General features: G+C 60.4%; 12 protein-coding genes. 5 read left to right on the forward strand and 7 right to left on the reverse strand.

Annotated elements, in window-relative coordinates; all coding sequences use genetic code 11:
* Positions 1 to 7 precede the first annotated feature (7 nt).
* The gene (locus tag DXY16_RS04565; protein WP_115119936.1) at positions 8 to 3,220 is read right to left on the reverse strand and encodes a glycoside hydrolase family 15 protein; all 3,213 of its coding nucleotides are present in this window, start codon (positions 3,218 to 3,220) and stop codon (positions 8 to 10) included.
* Between the two features lie 49 nt (positions 3,221 to 3,269).
* Between DXY16_RS04565 and DXY16_RS04570 the strand changes: the two genes are divergently transcribed.
* Complete coding sequence (locus DXY16_RS04570) at positions 3,270 to 4,004, forward strand: WecB/TagA/CpsF family glycosyltransferase (RefSeq protein WP_115120089.1); 735 nt, start codon at positions 3,270 to 3,272, stop codon at positions 4,002 to 4,004.
* A gap of 110 nt (positions 4,005 to 4,114) precedes the next feature.
* Here the strand turns inward: DXY16_RS04570 and DXY16_RS04575 are convergent, their stop codons facing one another.
* Both DXY16_RS04575 and tgt read right to left on the reverse strand, forming a co-directional pair.
* Positions 4,115 to 4,258: a photosystem II reaction center protein K gene (locus DXY16_RS04575; protein WP_115015753.1), complete on the reverse strand. Its 144-nt coding sequence runs from the start codon at positions 4,256 to 4,258 to the stop codon at positions 4,115 to 4,117.
* A gap of 31 nt (positions 4,259 to 4,289) precedes the next feature.
* Complete coding sequence (gene tgt / locus DXY16_RS04580; RefSeq protein WP_115120091.1) at positions 4,290 to 5,408, reverse strand: tRNA guanosine(34) transglycosylase Tgt; 1,119 nt, start codon at positions 5,406 to 5,408, stop codon at positions 4,290 to 4,292.
* Positions 5,409 to 5,480: 72 nt separating this feature from the next.
* Between tgt and cobS the strand changes: the two genes are divergently transcribed.
* On the forward strand, positions 5,481 to 6,278 hold the full coding sequence (gene cobS, locus DXY16_RS04585; protein ID WP_115120093.1) for an adenosylcobinamide-GDP ribazoletransferase: 798 nt from the start codon (positions 5,481 to 5,483) through the stop codon (positions 6,276 to 6,278).
* Here cobS and DXY16_RS04590 read toward each other — a convergent pair.
* The gene (locus DXY16_RS04590) at positions 6,223 to 7,371 is read right to left on the reverse strand and encodes a sensor histidine kinase KdpD (protein ID WP_115119939.1); all 1,149 of its coding nucleotides are present in this window, start codon (positions 7,369 to 7,371) and stop codon (positions 6,223 to 6,225) included. The genes cobS and DXY16_RS04590 overlap by 56 nt on opposite strands.
* Before the next feature lie 358 nt (positions 7,372 to 7,729).
* Between DXY16_RS04590 and DXY16_RS04595 the strand changes: the two genes are divergently transcribed.
* Positions 7,730 to 8,098 carry a DUF3155 domain-containing protein gene (locus tag DXY16_RS04595; protein ID WP_115015760.1) on the forward strand — a complete coding sequence of 123 codons (369 nt, stop codon included), beginning with the start codon at positions 7,730 to 7,732 and terminating at the stop codon, positions 8,096 to 8,098.
* A 28-nt stretch (positions 8,099 to 8,126) separates the two neighbouring features.
* Here DXY16_RS04595 and DXY16_RS04600 read toward each other — a convergent pair whose 3' ends face one another.
* The gene (locus DXY16_RS04600; RefSeq protein WP_115119941.1) at positions 8,127 to 8,762 is read right to left on the reverse strand and encodes a dienelactone hydrolase family protein; all 636 of its coding nucleotides are present in this window, start codon (positions 8,760 to 8,762) and stop codon (positions 8,127 to 8,129) included.
* A gap of 58 nt (positions 8,763 to 8,820) precedes the next feature.
* Between DXY16_RS04600 and purH the strand changes: the two genes are divergently transcribed.
* A complete protein-coding gene (gene purH, locus DXY16_RS04605; RefSeq protein WP_115119942.1) occupies positions 8,821 to 10,383 on the forward strand; it encodes a bifunctional phosphoribosylaminoimidazolecarboxamide formyltransferase/IMP cyclohydrolase in 1,563 nt (520 codons plus the stop codon).
* A gap of 80 nt (positions 10,384 to 10,463) precedes the next feature.
* Positions 10,464 to 10,922 (forward strand): DUF4079 domain-containing protein, encoded by a 459-nt coding sequence (locus DXY16_RS04610; RefSeq protein WP_115015766.1) that lies wholly within the window; start codon positions 10,464 to 10,466, stop codon positions 10,920 to 10,922.
* Positions 10,923 to 10,957: 35 nt separating this feature from the next.
* On the opposite strand, the gene DXY16_RS04615 is transcribed toward DXY16_RS04610, so the two are convergent.
* Together DXY16_RS04615 and DXY16_RS04620 are read right to left on the reverse strand one after the other, a co-directional pair.
* Positions 10,958 to 11,602 carry a DUF1997 domain-containing protein gene (locus DXY16_RS04615; RefSeq protein ID WP_115119944.1) on the reverse strand — a complete coding sequence of 215 codons (645 nt, stop codon included), beginning with the start codon at positions 11,600 to 11,602 and terminating at the stop codon, positions 10,958 to 10,960.
* Positions 11,603 to 11,663: 61 nt separating this feature from the next.
* Positions 11,664 to 12,866, reverse strand: a complete 1,203-nt coding sequence (locus DXY16_RS04620) for a 4-hydroxy-3-methylbut-2-enyl diphosphate reductase (RefSeq protein ID WP_115119947.1) — start codon at positions 12,864 to 12,866, stop codon at positions 11,664 to 11,666.
* Between the last annotated feature and the right edge of the window lie 75 nt (positions 12,867 to 12,941).

Raw genomic sequence — 12,941 nt, forward strand, 5'->3', positions numbered from 1 at the left:
GCTCTGTTCAGACCAGGCCTTCCAGTTCCGCCAAGTCCCGAAGAGCAGCAATCTGCCAGTGGCGACACTGCGCTGGTGAGGCGCGATAGAACTGAGCCCATGCAGCCGCCTTGTGCTCGGAGTAACTGGCAACGTCTTGCTCGGGGTGGGTGAGTCCCCAGCCGACACGCACCGCATGTCCGATCACGACATCGAGAGCAATGTCATCGTCGAAGCGCACGTTTGGATTGGTGGCGGTGAAGGCCATCAGTGACAACAGGCATTCGCTGCAGAGTTGTCGGTATTCCGGTGCGCTGATTCTGCCGAGTAGATGCTCGATTTGAACGGCAAAATTTCGCTCGCCAGGTGTTTTCTCCAGTAGCAGTGCACTGGTCAGTCGATTGCGCCGTTCAAGCTTGTCGCCGATGACCAGGCCGCGGCAATGTTCCAGCAGTGACCAGATTCCTGCATGGAAGTCTTTGGGTACGCGCTGCAGTGATCCGAGTCGGATTCGATGCTGGAGCCAGTCTCCACCACTGGGTTGCTCTTCCATAGGGGCTGGTACGGCCCATTGCACCGTGCCGCTGAGATGAAGCTGTTCGTTGCGTTTCAACGATGCTCGGGCGTGCTCAAGGTCGCTGAGCACGGCCCGAAGGCGTAGCCCGATGGCGTGGGGAGGCTCGCTGCAGAGAGCCTCGAAGCCTTCGTCTTGGCTGCAGTGTCGTTCAGCGGCCAGTTCGGAGGTCAGCAGTAACAGCAGTTGTCCCAGTTGCAGGGTGAGAGTGCCGCTCAGCAGCTGGGGTTGGCGTCTGGCCAGGCCATCCAGTGCCAGTAAAAGTTCCTGTTGAAGGCTGCTTTCGCGGGCATCACTGCCACAGGTACGGCGAATGAGCCCCGCAATTGTTCCACTGCCCACTGGGCGACTGAGACTCGAGTCGGCGGTGTAGTTGCGCCCCACCACAACAGTTTTCTGGCGGGCAAGCAGGTCGATCAGTGCGTCCTCTAGCTGGGGGTGCACCAGACCGAGCACGCCCGCGCAGCGTCTGACCACATTCCAGTCTTGTTGTTGCAGCCCTCGGCGATAGATCTCCTCAACCAGGGCAAGCAGTGTGACGCTGCTGCCCTGTGGTCCCTGTAGTTGGGCCCCATCGCCGAGACGAATGTTCAGCTGTTCGAGCACTTCGGCTTGCTCGCGCAGGGAGGCACTGCTCCAGAGGCGTTCGCAGAGTTCGGCTGGAGAGATGTCATCGAGTTCTTGCTCCTGCGCGGCAGTGAGATCGCCCAGATCCGTTGAGTCCTGCAACAAGCGTGTCGGGTCAGTGCTCTGGTCATGGTCTGCATGGTCAGCCCAGGTACCGCGCCGCTGATCCGATAAATCGACCCATTGGCCCTGCCTGGCCAGGTCGTCTAGGTGTGCATAGTGCACGGCGATGCCATCGATTTCTCCAGTGCACAGCCGTTCTGCGAGGGCCAGCACAGTCTCCGGTGCTCTTGAGAACACCGTTTCCGAGATTGGGATCACCAGCAGAGGAGCACCTGTACCACGCCAGTGACGCTGCAGGAGGTGGAGCTCGTTCAACACGGTTTCCACCAGATGATTCGGGTCATCCGTGAGATAGAACGTGTCCTCCTCCAGTACGGAGGGGGGGAAGACCATCTGGTTTTGCCCTTGCCGATAGAAACGGGCGGTGACCGCCGATTCCGTCCGTACCGGTGGATGGCCAGTGAGACCGAGGTTTGGATTGGCACCGATTGGGCGCAGCCGTTGTTTGAGGGCTGCCGATGGCTGCACCGTTACCTCTCCTGAGCCTGTGTCAGACACTGGAAAGCCTCGACCTCTGAGGATGTTGGCCTGGTTAGAGTTGCTGGCCACCAGTGTCACCAACACCCGATCTGCGCCAAGCGCAGCCGGCAGCCTCCGCCCGCAGGGGTCTAGGTCTTCGGGCAGCAGCAGGCCTGCCAGCAACATCTCCCCTAGCCAGGCGAGGCTTTGGGTCCACAACAGCGGCACGTTGGCGTTGGCGTGTCGCTGTTGACTTCCAGCTTGCCGACGTTCAGCGCTGAGAGCGTCCTTTGGCACCACATAGAGCTCTGGATAAAGCCGCTCGCCGTTGTGCTCGACAGCCAGCGGTTGGAGCCGCTGCTGCCATTGCTTGGCCTCATCCCAGCGTTCTTCACAGCAGGCGGTGATGAGTTCGTAGGCCAGGAACAGGGGCCATTCCGATTCGATCCCCTCAAAGGTGGCTAGTTCCTCCCGCTCGTAATGGAGACGGCTGATGTCTTCCACCACGGTCTGGTGACCATCACGGCGGAAGCGTTTGTAGCCATAGGGTCCGCCGAGATCACGGCGGATTCGGTCGCAGGTGCGGGCCACCAGCTGCCGGTCTTCGATCGCCCAGGCGGGGTAGCCCACCACAGAGAGGCAAGCACTATCAGATTCTTTGCTTGCCGACTCACGAGGGAGCAGCCCTTGCAGTGCGCGGCGCAGACGCACCAATGAACCCTGGGGGATCTGCACAACCATGCTGCCGTCACCGTTGGTGCCGAACAGATCGAGGGCCTCCAGGGCCTCCAGCGCCGCTTTGGCCATCCCGATCGAGCTGGCGTTGCGTTCGGGTAAGCCGTGATTGCCTTTGTCGCCGCGCTCCCAAATGCCGTAGTCGGGAATGCGGTAAGCCCTGGCGACGTAATACACCAGGTTTTGGATGAAGTCCGCTTCATGGCGGCTACGCACCACCGTCAGCCCGCTCCGGGTGAGTTGCGCCAGTTGGAGCAGAAACAGCGATGTGGCATCCAGTTGCAGGTGCCCCCAGCCGTTATCAGGTACCACCGTGTCACCGGTGGCTGTGTCGTACTTGGCGTGAAGGGCGTCAAGCGGATGGAGGCTTTTTTTGAAACGCTCAACTTTGTGGGCCTGGCGCATCATGGCGTTGAGCAGGCCCCGCATCAGTGCCAGAACCCGTTGCTCCAGCTCCCAGGAGCGTGCCGTGGCAACCCCCTCGAGGCGCCGGTGGGCAAGGGCCAGGCCCCAGACGCACTGGATGGAATACACGCAGTCGCGGACCCAAGCATCGCCATAGTTGCCATGGACGGTGTGAGCGGTGCTGGCGGGAAGCAGACCGGTGACCGGATGCTGGCGGCTCAGGACCACCCGCTCAATTGATTGATCCAGGCTGTGGAGCAGCTGCCTTCGCTGCTGTTCTTGATTGAGATCGAAGGGGGTGGCTTGCGTCCGAACCATGACCTCCTGGCCGACCGGACCTAAATTCTCCTCTCTTGGCTCGACCTGGATGGGCACTGTCAATCTCGATCCTTCTGATCAACGCCGTTGCCATGTGCTGGGGATTGGGGTGGATGTCTGTGCAGACGTGCGTAGCGCTGCCATTGGCCTGCACGCTCGAGGAGGTGGTCAGATCGTGACCCTGAATGCTGAGATGACGATGTTGGCCAGGTCCAACCCCTCTCTGGGCGCTGCGATTGCTGATGCTGAGCTGGTGATTCCAGATGGTGCGGGAGTGGTTTGGGCTCTGGCTCGCCAGGGTGTCAAGGTGCGCCGCAGTCCCGGTATTGAGCTGGCTCGTGCCCTGCTCAGCGATGCCCAGAGTCATGGCTGGAGAGTGGCGCTGATCGGTGCCACTCCGGAGGTGATGGGCCGTCTCCGCGATTGTTTGGCCCGGGAACTGCCGGAGCTGCATGTTGTGATCGCAGAGCATGGTTACCAATCAGCTGAGGATTGGCCAAAACTGGAAGCCAATCTCAGGGCTCAGGCTCCGGACCTCGTGCTGCTTGCCCTCGGCGTACCGCGCCAAGAAACCTGGGCACAGCGTGTGCGACAAGGGCAGCCTGGATTGTGGATGGGCGTAGGAGGCAGTTTCGATGTGTGGGCCGGAGTCAAGCAGAGGGCACCACAATGGTTGAGCCGCTTCCAAGTGGAATGGCTTTATCGCTTGGTGCAGGAACCGAGTCGCTGGAGACGGATGTTGTCCCTGCCTGCCTTTGCATTTGCAGTGTTGCGTCGTCGTTGAATGGGTTGGCCAATCACTGCCGATCGCTGCACTCCAAATCAAACCTCTGCTCTACAAGGCTTGTGGGGCCTCGGAGAGGATCTCAAATCTTCGTTCTGTTTGGGCCTTGATCAGCGGAAGCCCACGGAGGCCTGCCAAACGAAGGCGAGAAGCAGGAACAACAGAGGAATGATCGGCAGGATGTCGACCAGCGGACCGAAGGCCTGATAAGCCTCGGGCAGTTGGGCCAGCAGATCGAGTGTGGTGGCGGCCATCCCGGCGATGTAAAACGTCGTTCAGCGGACGCTACCACGTGTGATGGGCGGGAGAGTTCGGATCCCAGGGAGCGAAATCCTCTGAAAAACAGCCTTCGCGGATCGCTTGGCCCATGGCGGTCGTGAAGCGGATCAAGTGGGTGAGGTTGTGCAAGCTCAGCAGCGTCAGTCCCAGCAGCTCTTCACTGCGGATCAGATGGTGCAGGTAGGCCCGGGTATGGCCTTGACAGGCTGGGCAGCTGCAACTTGGATCCAGGGGCGTGTGGTCATGGCGGAAGCGGGCATTACGCAGATTCCAGCGCTCGCCATTCACCAGGGCGGTGCCATGGCGACCGAGGCGTGTCGGTAGAACGCAGTCGAACAGATCAATGCCGTTCGCAACAGCGATCGCCATCTCCGGGAGTGTGCCAATCCCCATCAGATAGCGGGGACGGTCGCTGGGCAGCAGGGGGGTCACTTGGCGGACGATTCGATGCATGTCTTCAACCGGCTCCCCCACACTCACCCCGCCAATAGCGATGCCGGGTAGGTCGAAGCTGGCAATGGAACGGGCACTTTGTTCGCGCAGATGGGGGTAGCAGCCTCCTTGCACAATCCCGAACAGGGCTTGATCGGTTTTGGTGTGAGCGGTGGCACAACGCTCAAGCCAGGCATGGGTTCGGCGGCAGGCCTCCTCCACGTCGTTCTCGGTCGCTGGATAAGGGGGGCACTGGTCGAATGCCATGGCCACATCGGCCCCCAGGGCCATCTGGATCTCCATCGAGCGCTCCGGTGTGAGCAGGATGCGGCTTCCATCCCTGGGATTGCGGAAATCCACGCCGTGATCGTCGATGCGGTTGAGGTCCGCCAGGCTGAAGACTTGGAACCCTCCTGAATCAGTGAGCATCGGGCCATCCCAGCCCATAAAGCGGTGGAGGCCGCCGGCTTCAGCCACCACCTGCTCACCAGGCTGTAGATGCAGGTGATAGGTGTTGGAAAGCACCATCTGCGCTCCTGTCTCAGCCAGTTGCGCGCTGGTCACTCCTTTGACGGTTCCCAAAGTGCCGACCGGCATGAACCGAGGGGTGGAGACGGGGCCATGGGGCGTTTGAAAACAACCGCAGCGCGCTTTGGTGTTGCTGCAGTGTGCGTCGATCTGAAAGCGGAACACGGGCCAATCCGGGGCCATGCCTGACCCTACGGTGAGCGGGATCTCCTGCTGCGGCGTGGGCCGCTCATGTCGATGCCGAGCGCTCCTGGCTGGTTGCGCGATCTTTCCGGTGCCTGGGTCTTCTATTCCGTGTTGCCCGGTTGGCCTGGTGTGGCTCCTGGATTTGAACGCATCGCCCGCTTTGCCCCTTGGATTGGCCTCGTGATTGCAGCGCTGCAGGTTGCTGTATGGCTTCTCCTGCAGGCTCTGGGCTGGCCTGTGGCGGCTTCCGTGTTGCTCGTGATCAGCGTTGGGGTTTGGATCACCGGCGGGTTGCACGTCGATGGGGTGATGGATAGTGCCGATGGTTTGGCTGCCGGTCCGTCACGATGTTTGGAGGCGATGGAAGACAGTCGGGTCGGTGCCAGCGGCGTCCAGGCGTTTGCCTTGGTCTTGATCCTGCAGGTTGCTGCGTTGTGGTCTCTTGCGGACCGCCTGCCGGCGTGGATCCCTGTGGTGTTGCTTAGTGCTGGTTTCTGGGGGAGATGCTCACCGCTATGGGCCCTGCATCGGTTTCGCTACCTGCGGCCGGATGGAACGGCGGGCTTTCATCGGGCCAGGGCACGTGGCCTGAGGGAGTGGGTGCCTGCCCTGATCGTGGTGTCCATCACCCTTGCGCTCACCTTTGCTTTGGCTCAGCCGTTGGGGCTTCTGATCGCTTTGACGATGGCGGTCGGTGTGGTGATCAGTGGGGTGGTGGCTGAATGTTTCGGCCGCAGGCTTGGTGGCCATACCGGAGACAGCTACGGAGCATCGGTTGTGTGGACCGAGAGCTTCACCTTGGTGGCTCTCGCTGTACTTCTCCCTCTGCTGGATGGCGCGGCAGGTTGAGCACAAAGGCATTGCCTTTCGCTGGTAATTGGGGATCGACTGCGGCTGGGCTGTCGGCCAGCACAAGGTTCCCGCCCCGTTCTTCCGCGAGTTGGCGTGCGAGGGCCAGACCGAGTCCACTGCCGCTGCGGTCCTTACTGCGGCTGCCTCGGACGCCCCGGCTAAAAATCGCTTGCCGTTCATGCTCAGGGATCGGGTCTCCCTCGTCCCAAAGGCAGAGACCCTTCTCAAGAATTTTGAGCCCGAGTGCCGCTCCGGATGGGCTGTAACGGAATGCATTTTCCATCAGGTTGGCCAGGATCTCGGCCACGACTGCATCGGCAGCCGGTCTGGGTTCTTGCATCCATGCCGGCCACTGCATCGGTCCATGCCAGTCACGCCCCTGCAATGCGGCCGTGGCGGCGGCGCGTTCCGCCAGGGGCGCCACCAGCGTCTGAAGGCTGATTGCGGGGTGGTCGGGGAGCACTGGAGGCAGCAGCAGTGGAGTGCTGCCGCTGCTGGCGAGGCGTACATCGGGGTTGCCAATCCGGTCGAGGGCGGAGATGTAGCGATCCAATTGCCCTTGTTCCTGCAGCAGATTTTCGACCAGCGCCCTGTGGTGACTGTCGGGATCAAGCCGGCGCAGCAGCAGTTGGGCGTAGGTGCGGAGAGCGGCAAGCGGATTGCGAAGCTGATGCACCATCAGATTCAGTTGCTGTCGCTGTTGCTCGAGCTGCTCCATCAGACGGCTTCGCTCGACGTCCAGGCTCAGGCACTGGGCCATGGCGCTGGCACTGGCCTGGAGGCGTTGATCCAGATCGGTTGTCCAGGCCTGGTCGTGAATGGCTTCGGCTCGAAGGGCCCCGAGCAGAAGATTGCCGTTGCGCAGGGGATACCAGCGCCGTTCAGGGCTCGGTATGCGAAGGCTGGGATCGGCTTCGGCTGGTGGTAAGGATGTTGCGCTTGTGGGCCATTGCTGCACCATCTCCAAGCTGGCGCTCTCGCCCTCCTGCCCTTGGGCTGCATACAGAACCAAACGGGACAGCGCATTCACAGCAGCGAAGCTCTCGAGCTGTTGCTGCGCCAGTTGCAGGAAGCGTTCCGACAGTGGCATGGCATCGATCGTGCCCCTTAATACAGACGACCTGAAGGTCTGCTTTGCCCAGGGACTTGAAAAATTGGGAAAAAGTCTTAAGATCTGATGATCGACAGACATCGCAACGCCCTAAGGCGTGTGCGAAACGTCATCGGGCCCAGTTTTTGGTTGCACATTTCTTGCAACCAAGGCTACAGCAGAGTTTGACCACTAACCATCTCTGTCTGCGTCAACTCCGGTTGACTGAATCGTGATGCGTGCTCTGGTGCGGCGCTGAGTTCACTCAGTTCCCTCTAGCCGCTTCTGCTGCTGACGTTTGGACAGTTCTGTCCCTCCCTGCTCTTTCTCTTGCCCTCGCTCCGGGGGTCATCGTCTTATGTCCAAGAAGCGCAAGCGCATTAGTCGCCGCCGCCTGGCAGGTCAGCGGGTTCTGGCCCATGTGGCCACCTTTCATCTTGAGACGGGCGAGCACAAGCCGGTGACGGCAGCCCGACGCTATATCGCTGAAAGCTGCATCAGCGCGCCTGCACTCCTGCGTGTGCGCCGTAACGAGCACACCACGGATCATTTCTTCTGGGGTGAGAAGGGCTTGTTCAGCGCCCAGTACGCCGAAGAGAACCACTTCCTCTTCCCCTCATTGCGCTCCATCGTCGACAAGGTTGGCGAAGAGGTGATGTTCGAAGGTCTTGAACTGGCCTCCGATGACTGGGAAGAAATGGAAGAGTACGAGTACGCCTTCGTTTAAGTCCGGTCGCTGACGCCTTCAGCGGTCATCAAGCGTCGACACCTGGAGTTTCTAGCCAGGTGTCGATTGTTTTGCAGATGGTTGGAAAGACGCTTTCGGGGATGGTATGCCCCCCGTGGAAGGTCTCGAGGTTCAGCTCAGCTTGGCTCTTGGCCAGGCGTCTTGAGAGCTCATCAACCGCTGAGGCAGGTACCACCTCGTCTTGAAGGCCGTGAATGAGCAGCACAGGTGGACGCTGGATTGGCGGGTTCCAGTTGGGATGGGGATAGCCGCTGCAAGCAATTAATCCGGCTAAGGGGAGAGTGGTGCCGGTGGCTAGGGCCATGGCGGCTCCCTGGGAAAACCCAAGCACCACTGTTGCTTGAAGGGGTAGGCCATCGTTGGCCAGCTCGAGCAGTCTGGCCTTGAGGTGCTCCTGTGCTGCGGGCACAGCCTCCCATTCTGCAGGGAAAAGGCCATACCACTGACGACCCATGCCCTGGGGATGGAGCTCAGGTGCGGGCAGGGCCACCACATCAAGAGCTGTTCTCGTCTGCCGCACCAGGGCTTCCCCAAGGATCAGTAGGTCATCGGCATCTGCGCCCCAGCCGTGGAGCAGCACCAGTCGGGCTTGTGCGTCAGCTCTCGGCTGCTGCCGGAGCGCGGTGGTGGTGGCCAAGGGCATGAGGGGAGCTGGAGCGTTGCTGCGTAGGTTGGCTCAGGCCTGATTTTGCCCCGATTCCATGGCTCCGTTCGCCCTGCTGAGCGTCTCTGACAAAACCGGCCTGGTTCCTTTGGCTGAGGCGTTGCACCATCAGCATGGCTTTCAGCTGCTCTCCAGCGGTGGCACTGCAAAGGTGCTTCAGGACGCGGGGTTGCCTGTGACCAAGGTGGCGGACTACACCAGTGCGCCTGAAATCCTTGGCGGACGAGTCAAAACCCTGCATCCGCGTGTGCATGGCGGCATCCTTGCCAAGCGCGATGATGCCGCCCATCGTCAGGATCTTGAGCAGCAACAGATCCCTCTGATCGATTTGGTGGTGGTCAACCTCTATCCCTTCAGGGAGACGGTTGCCCGCCCGGATGTGACCTGGGATCAGGCGATCGAGAACATCGACATCGGCGGACCGACCATGGTGCGGGCTGCGGCCAAGAACCATGCCGATGTGGCAGTGCTGACCAGCCCTGATCAGTACGAGCGTGTGCTGGACGCTCTTCAGAACTCAGGAGGAGGTGTGCCCGCTCCAATGCGCCGACAGTTGGCGCTCGAAGCTTTCCAGCACACTGCTGCTTACGACACGGCGATCAGTGTCTGGATGGCTGGACAGATGGATGTTGAGTCAGCTCCCTGGCTTGATGCCGTGCCTCTGCGCCAGACGTTGCGTTATGGCGAAAATCCCCATCAGAAGGCTCGTTGGTACAGCCAGCCCAACCAGGGTTGGGGTGGTGCGCTCCAATTGCAGGGCAAGGAGCTGAGCACGAATAACCTGCTCGACCTTGAGGCATCACTGGCGACAGTGCGCGAATTCGGCTTTGGTGTCGATGGTCGTCATCCTGCCCAGCAGCCAGCAGCGGTTGTGGTGAAGCACACCAATCCCTGCGGTGTTGCCGTGGGCGATGGGGTCGCTCATGCCCTCAAACGCGCCCTCGATGCAGACAGGGTCAGTGCTTTCGGTGGCATTGTTGCCATCAATGGGGAGGTGGATGCGGAGGCGGCTCGTGAGCTCACCAGTCTCTTCTTGGAGTGTGTCGTGGCCCCAGGCTTCACTGCGGAGGCTCGCGAGGTGCTGTCCGCCAAGGCCAATTTGCGCCTGCTGGAGCTGTCGTCCGCCGCGATTGATGCGGCTGGTCATGATCACCTGCGCAGCATCCTGGGTGGCGTGCTTGTCCAGGATCTCGACGATCAGCCGATTGATCCCGCCACTTGGACGGTGCCGACTCAGCGCCAGCCCACAGAGCAGGAAAAAGCAGACCTTCAATTCGCCTGGCAGCTGGTCCGTCATGTGCGTTCAAACGCAATTGTGGTGGCGCGTGGGGGTCAAAGCCTTGGTGTCGGTGCCGGCCAGATGAATCGGGTTGGTTCAGCCCGGTTGGCACTTGAGGCTGCAGGGGAGCAAGCCAACAATGCGGTGCTCGCCAGCGACGGGTTCTTCCCGTTTGATGACACCGTGCGTCTCGCTGCCAGCCATGGCATCTCCGCGGTGATTCATCCCGGCGGCAGCATGCGCGATGCCGACTCGATTAAGGCTTGCGATGAACTGGGGCTGGCGATGATGCTCACCGGTCGGCGGCATTTTCTTCACTGAATCAGGTTTCAGCTGGACCGTGTTGGTCAGCGACGGGTTGGGTGCAGTTCTAAATTCCTTCCACGCAACTGCTTCTCTCGATGCTGGCCACTCTTCCTTTCAGCCTCAACTTCGTCCATCCACTTCTGATGGGGCTGCTTCTTGCCATGGGTGGCTATGCCATGTTTCTTGGCATCAAGACTAAGAAGGTACGCACTGGTACTGCTGAGCAGCGAAAGGCTCTGCTGCCCGGCAAGTTTGCCCAGCGTCACTATTTCTGGGGCAGCATGCTGCTGGCGTTGATGGTGTTTGGCAGCCTTGGAGGCATGGCCGTCACCTACCTCAATAACGGCAAACTGTTTGTTGGCCCTCATCTCTTGGTGGGCCTGGCGATGACGGGAATGATTGCTGGAGCTGCCTCACTGTCACCCCTGATGCAACGTGGCAATGTGATTGCCCGCAAGGTTCATGTTGGTCTCAATATGGGCATGCTCACGCTCTTCCTCTGGCAGGTCGTGAGTGGGCTGCAAATCGTGAACAAGATCTGGACGAACAGCTGACCTTGGCAGAGGGCCTTGGCAACTTTGGGCGGCGTTTAAAACGCCGCCCTTTTTCGTGGTGGACAGACCAGATGATGGGTGGCGTGGAAGTCCTCCTGCACTTTCCAAGTCAGCCGTCGGGAGATCTGGCGCACGATCTGGCGTAGAAGATGATCACCGCTCGATTGCACCAGACCGTCTGGAAGCAATGTGATCACTTTGGGGAGCTTGATCCAGACAGAAAGATCAAGATCCCAGCTCACATTCGTCGAGACCTCTGAAGCTGCCGCAGGCTGTTCCGCCTTGCTGATGGCGGTGTCTTCAAGTCGCAATGAGGCCTGAAAGTCAACGTCGTAGAGGGCATTGAGGCCATCGCCGCTGCCGGGAACAGGCACCGTGGCGATGGCATAGGTTCCCTGTTGCTGGGGAAGAAGTCGAAGGCCGATGGTCGGCTCCACTTCGAAGCCAAAATTGCCGAAGCGGCCGAGCCGTAGGGCGTAGGCCTGTGGATCAAGCACCTCGACCTCCATCGGCTTGGCACAACGCCTGAACCAGCCCTCATGACGATCCAGGTACGAACTGACCTGGGCCATAGGGGCGCGCATCTCCATCTGATCGGAGAAATGACTGCTGTAGCAGCGGACCTGTGGGTCCTTGCTATGGCGCAGGCTGTCAGCTGGATGTCTCGTCAAGAGCAGCACGAATCGCGGTCCCTTTCCGGGGAGGGTCCCCGCATGTCAACCAATGTAAAGGTGCCCAGGGTCAGATTTCGCTCAGCGCGATCAGTCGCTGAATCACGTGTTCCACAACGCGATCAGGTGTGGAGGCGCCAGAGGTAATGCCGACGGTCACAGGGCCGGAAGGAAGGAAGTTGTCTTCCCTTCTGAGCTCTTCTTCCTCGTCCAGGGGCTTGTGCTCGATGCTGTTGTCGGCTCCGATCCGTTCCGGGGTGTCGATATGGAAGGAGCGGATGCCGCGGCTGATGGCAATCTCCTGGAGGTGAGTGGTGTTGGAGGAGTTGTAACCACCAATCACCACCATCAGGTCGAGGGGTTCATCCACCAGCGAGAACATGGCGTCCTGGCGTTCCTGGGTGGCATCGCAGATGGTGTTGAAGGCCAGGAAGTGATCGTTGAGGTCGGCGGGGCCGTATTTGCGCAGCATCGTGCGTTCGAACAAGCGCCCGATTTCCTCAGTTTCACTTTTGAGCATTGTTGTCTGGTTCGCCACGCCCAGTCGTTCAAGGTCGCGATCGGGATCGAATCCCTGGGAACAGGCGTTGGCGAATTTGGCCATGAAGGCCTCCCGGTCGCCGTTGCCAAGGATGTAGTCGGCCACCATCTGCGCTTCCTTGAGGTCGAGCACGACTAGATAGGTGCCGGCAAAGGAGCTGGTGGCAAGGGTTTCCTCATGCTTCACCTTGCCGTGAATGATCGAGGTGCAGGTGTGCTTCTTGTGCTTCTCCACCGTGTTCCACACCTTCGAGACCCAGGGGCAAGTGGTGTCAACGATGTGGCACCCTCGCTCGTTGAGCAGTTGCATCTCCTGCACCGTTGCCCCGAAAGCGGGAAGGATCACCACATCGCCGCAGTCGACACCGGAGAAGTCCTTTACGCCTTGGTCGACTGCGATGAACTCCACGTTCATCTCACGGAGGTGGTCGTTCACAGATGGGTTGTGAATGATCTCGTTCGTGATCCAGATCCGCTCATGGGGATAGTGCTTGCGGGTCTCGTAGGCCATCGCCACGGCCCGTTCCACGCCCCAGCAGAAGCCGAAGGCTTCTGCTAGACGAACCTTCAGGCGTCCATGGCTGAGGCGATAGTCGTTATCACGGATGGAGCCGATCAGGCTGCTCTGATAAGCCTGCTCCAGGCTGCCGGCGACCTCGTCGGCGCGTCCGAAGCCTCGGCGGTTGTAGCGGTCGGAATGGTGCAGAGAACGCTTGAAGGCGTGGGTATCCATATCCGGCAAAGCAGTGGCATGACTCTATGGGCAGCTCCGGCTGTCTGACGTGACAGGGGGCGTTGTTGCGGATGG

The organism is Synechococcus sp. UW105 (assembly GCF_900473935.1).
Lineage (GTDB): Bacteria > Cyanobacteriota > Cyanobacteriia > PCC-6307 > Cyanobiaceae > Synechococcus_C.

Excerpts from the sequence above, each read along its gene's own strand:
- DXY16_RS04595 (WP_115015760.1), top strand. The coding sequence starts at position 7,730 with ATGTCCAAGAAGCGCAAGCGCATTAGTCGCCGCCGCCTGGCAGGTCAG.
- DXY16_RS04565 (WP_115119936.1), bottom strand. The coding sequence starts at position 3,220 with ATGGTTCGGACGCAAGCCACCCCCTTCGATCTCAATCAAGAACAGCAG.
- DXY16_RS04620 (WP_115119947.1), bottom strand. The coding sequence starts at position 12,866 with ATGGATACCCACGCCTTCAAGCGTTCTCTGCACCATTCCGACCGCTAC.
- DXY16_RS04570 (WP_115120089.1), top strand. The coding sequence starts at position 3,270 with ATGGGCACTGTCAATCTCGATCCTTCTGATCAACGCCGTTGCCATGTG.
- cobS (WP_115120093.1), top strand. The coding sequence starts at position 5,481 with ATGCCGAGCGCTCCTGGCTGGTTGCGCGATCTTTCCGGTGCCTGGGTC.
- DXY16_RS04610 (WP_115015766.1), top strand. The coding sequence starts at position 10,464 with ATGCTGGCCACTCTTCCTTTCAGCCTCAACTTCGTCCATCCACTTCTG.
- purH (WP_115119942.1), top strand. The coding sequence starts at position 8,821 with ATGGCTCCGTTCGCCCTGCTGAGCGTCTCTGACAAAACCGGCCTGGTT.
- DXY16_RS04575 (WP_115015753.1), bottom strand. The coding sequence starts at position 4,258 with ATGGCCGCCACCACACTCGATCTGCTGGCCCAACTGCCCGAGGCTTAT.
- DXY16_RS04590 (WP_115119939.1), bottom strand. The coding sequence starts at position 7,371 with ATGCCACTGTCGGAACGCTTCCTGCAACTGGCGCAGCAACAGCTCGAG.
- DXY16_RS04600 (WP_115119941.1), bottom strand. The coding sequence starts at position 8,762 with ATGCCCTTGGCCACCACCACCGCGCTCCGGCAGCAGCCGAGAGCTGAC.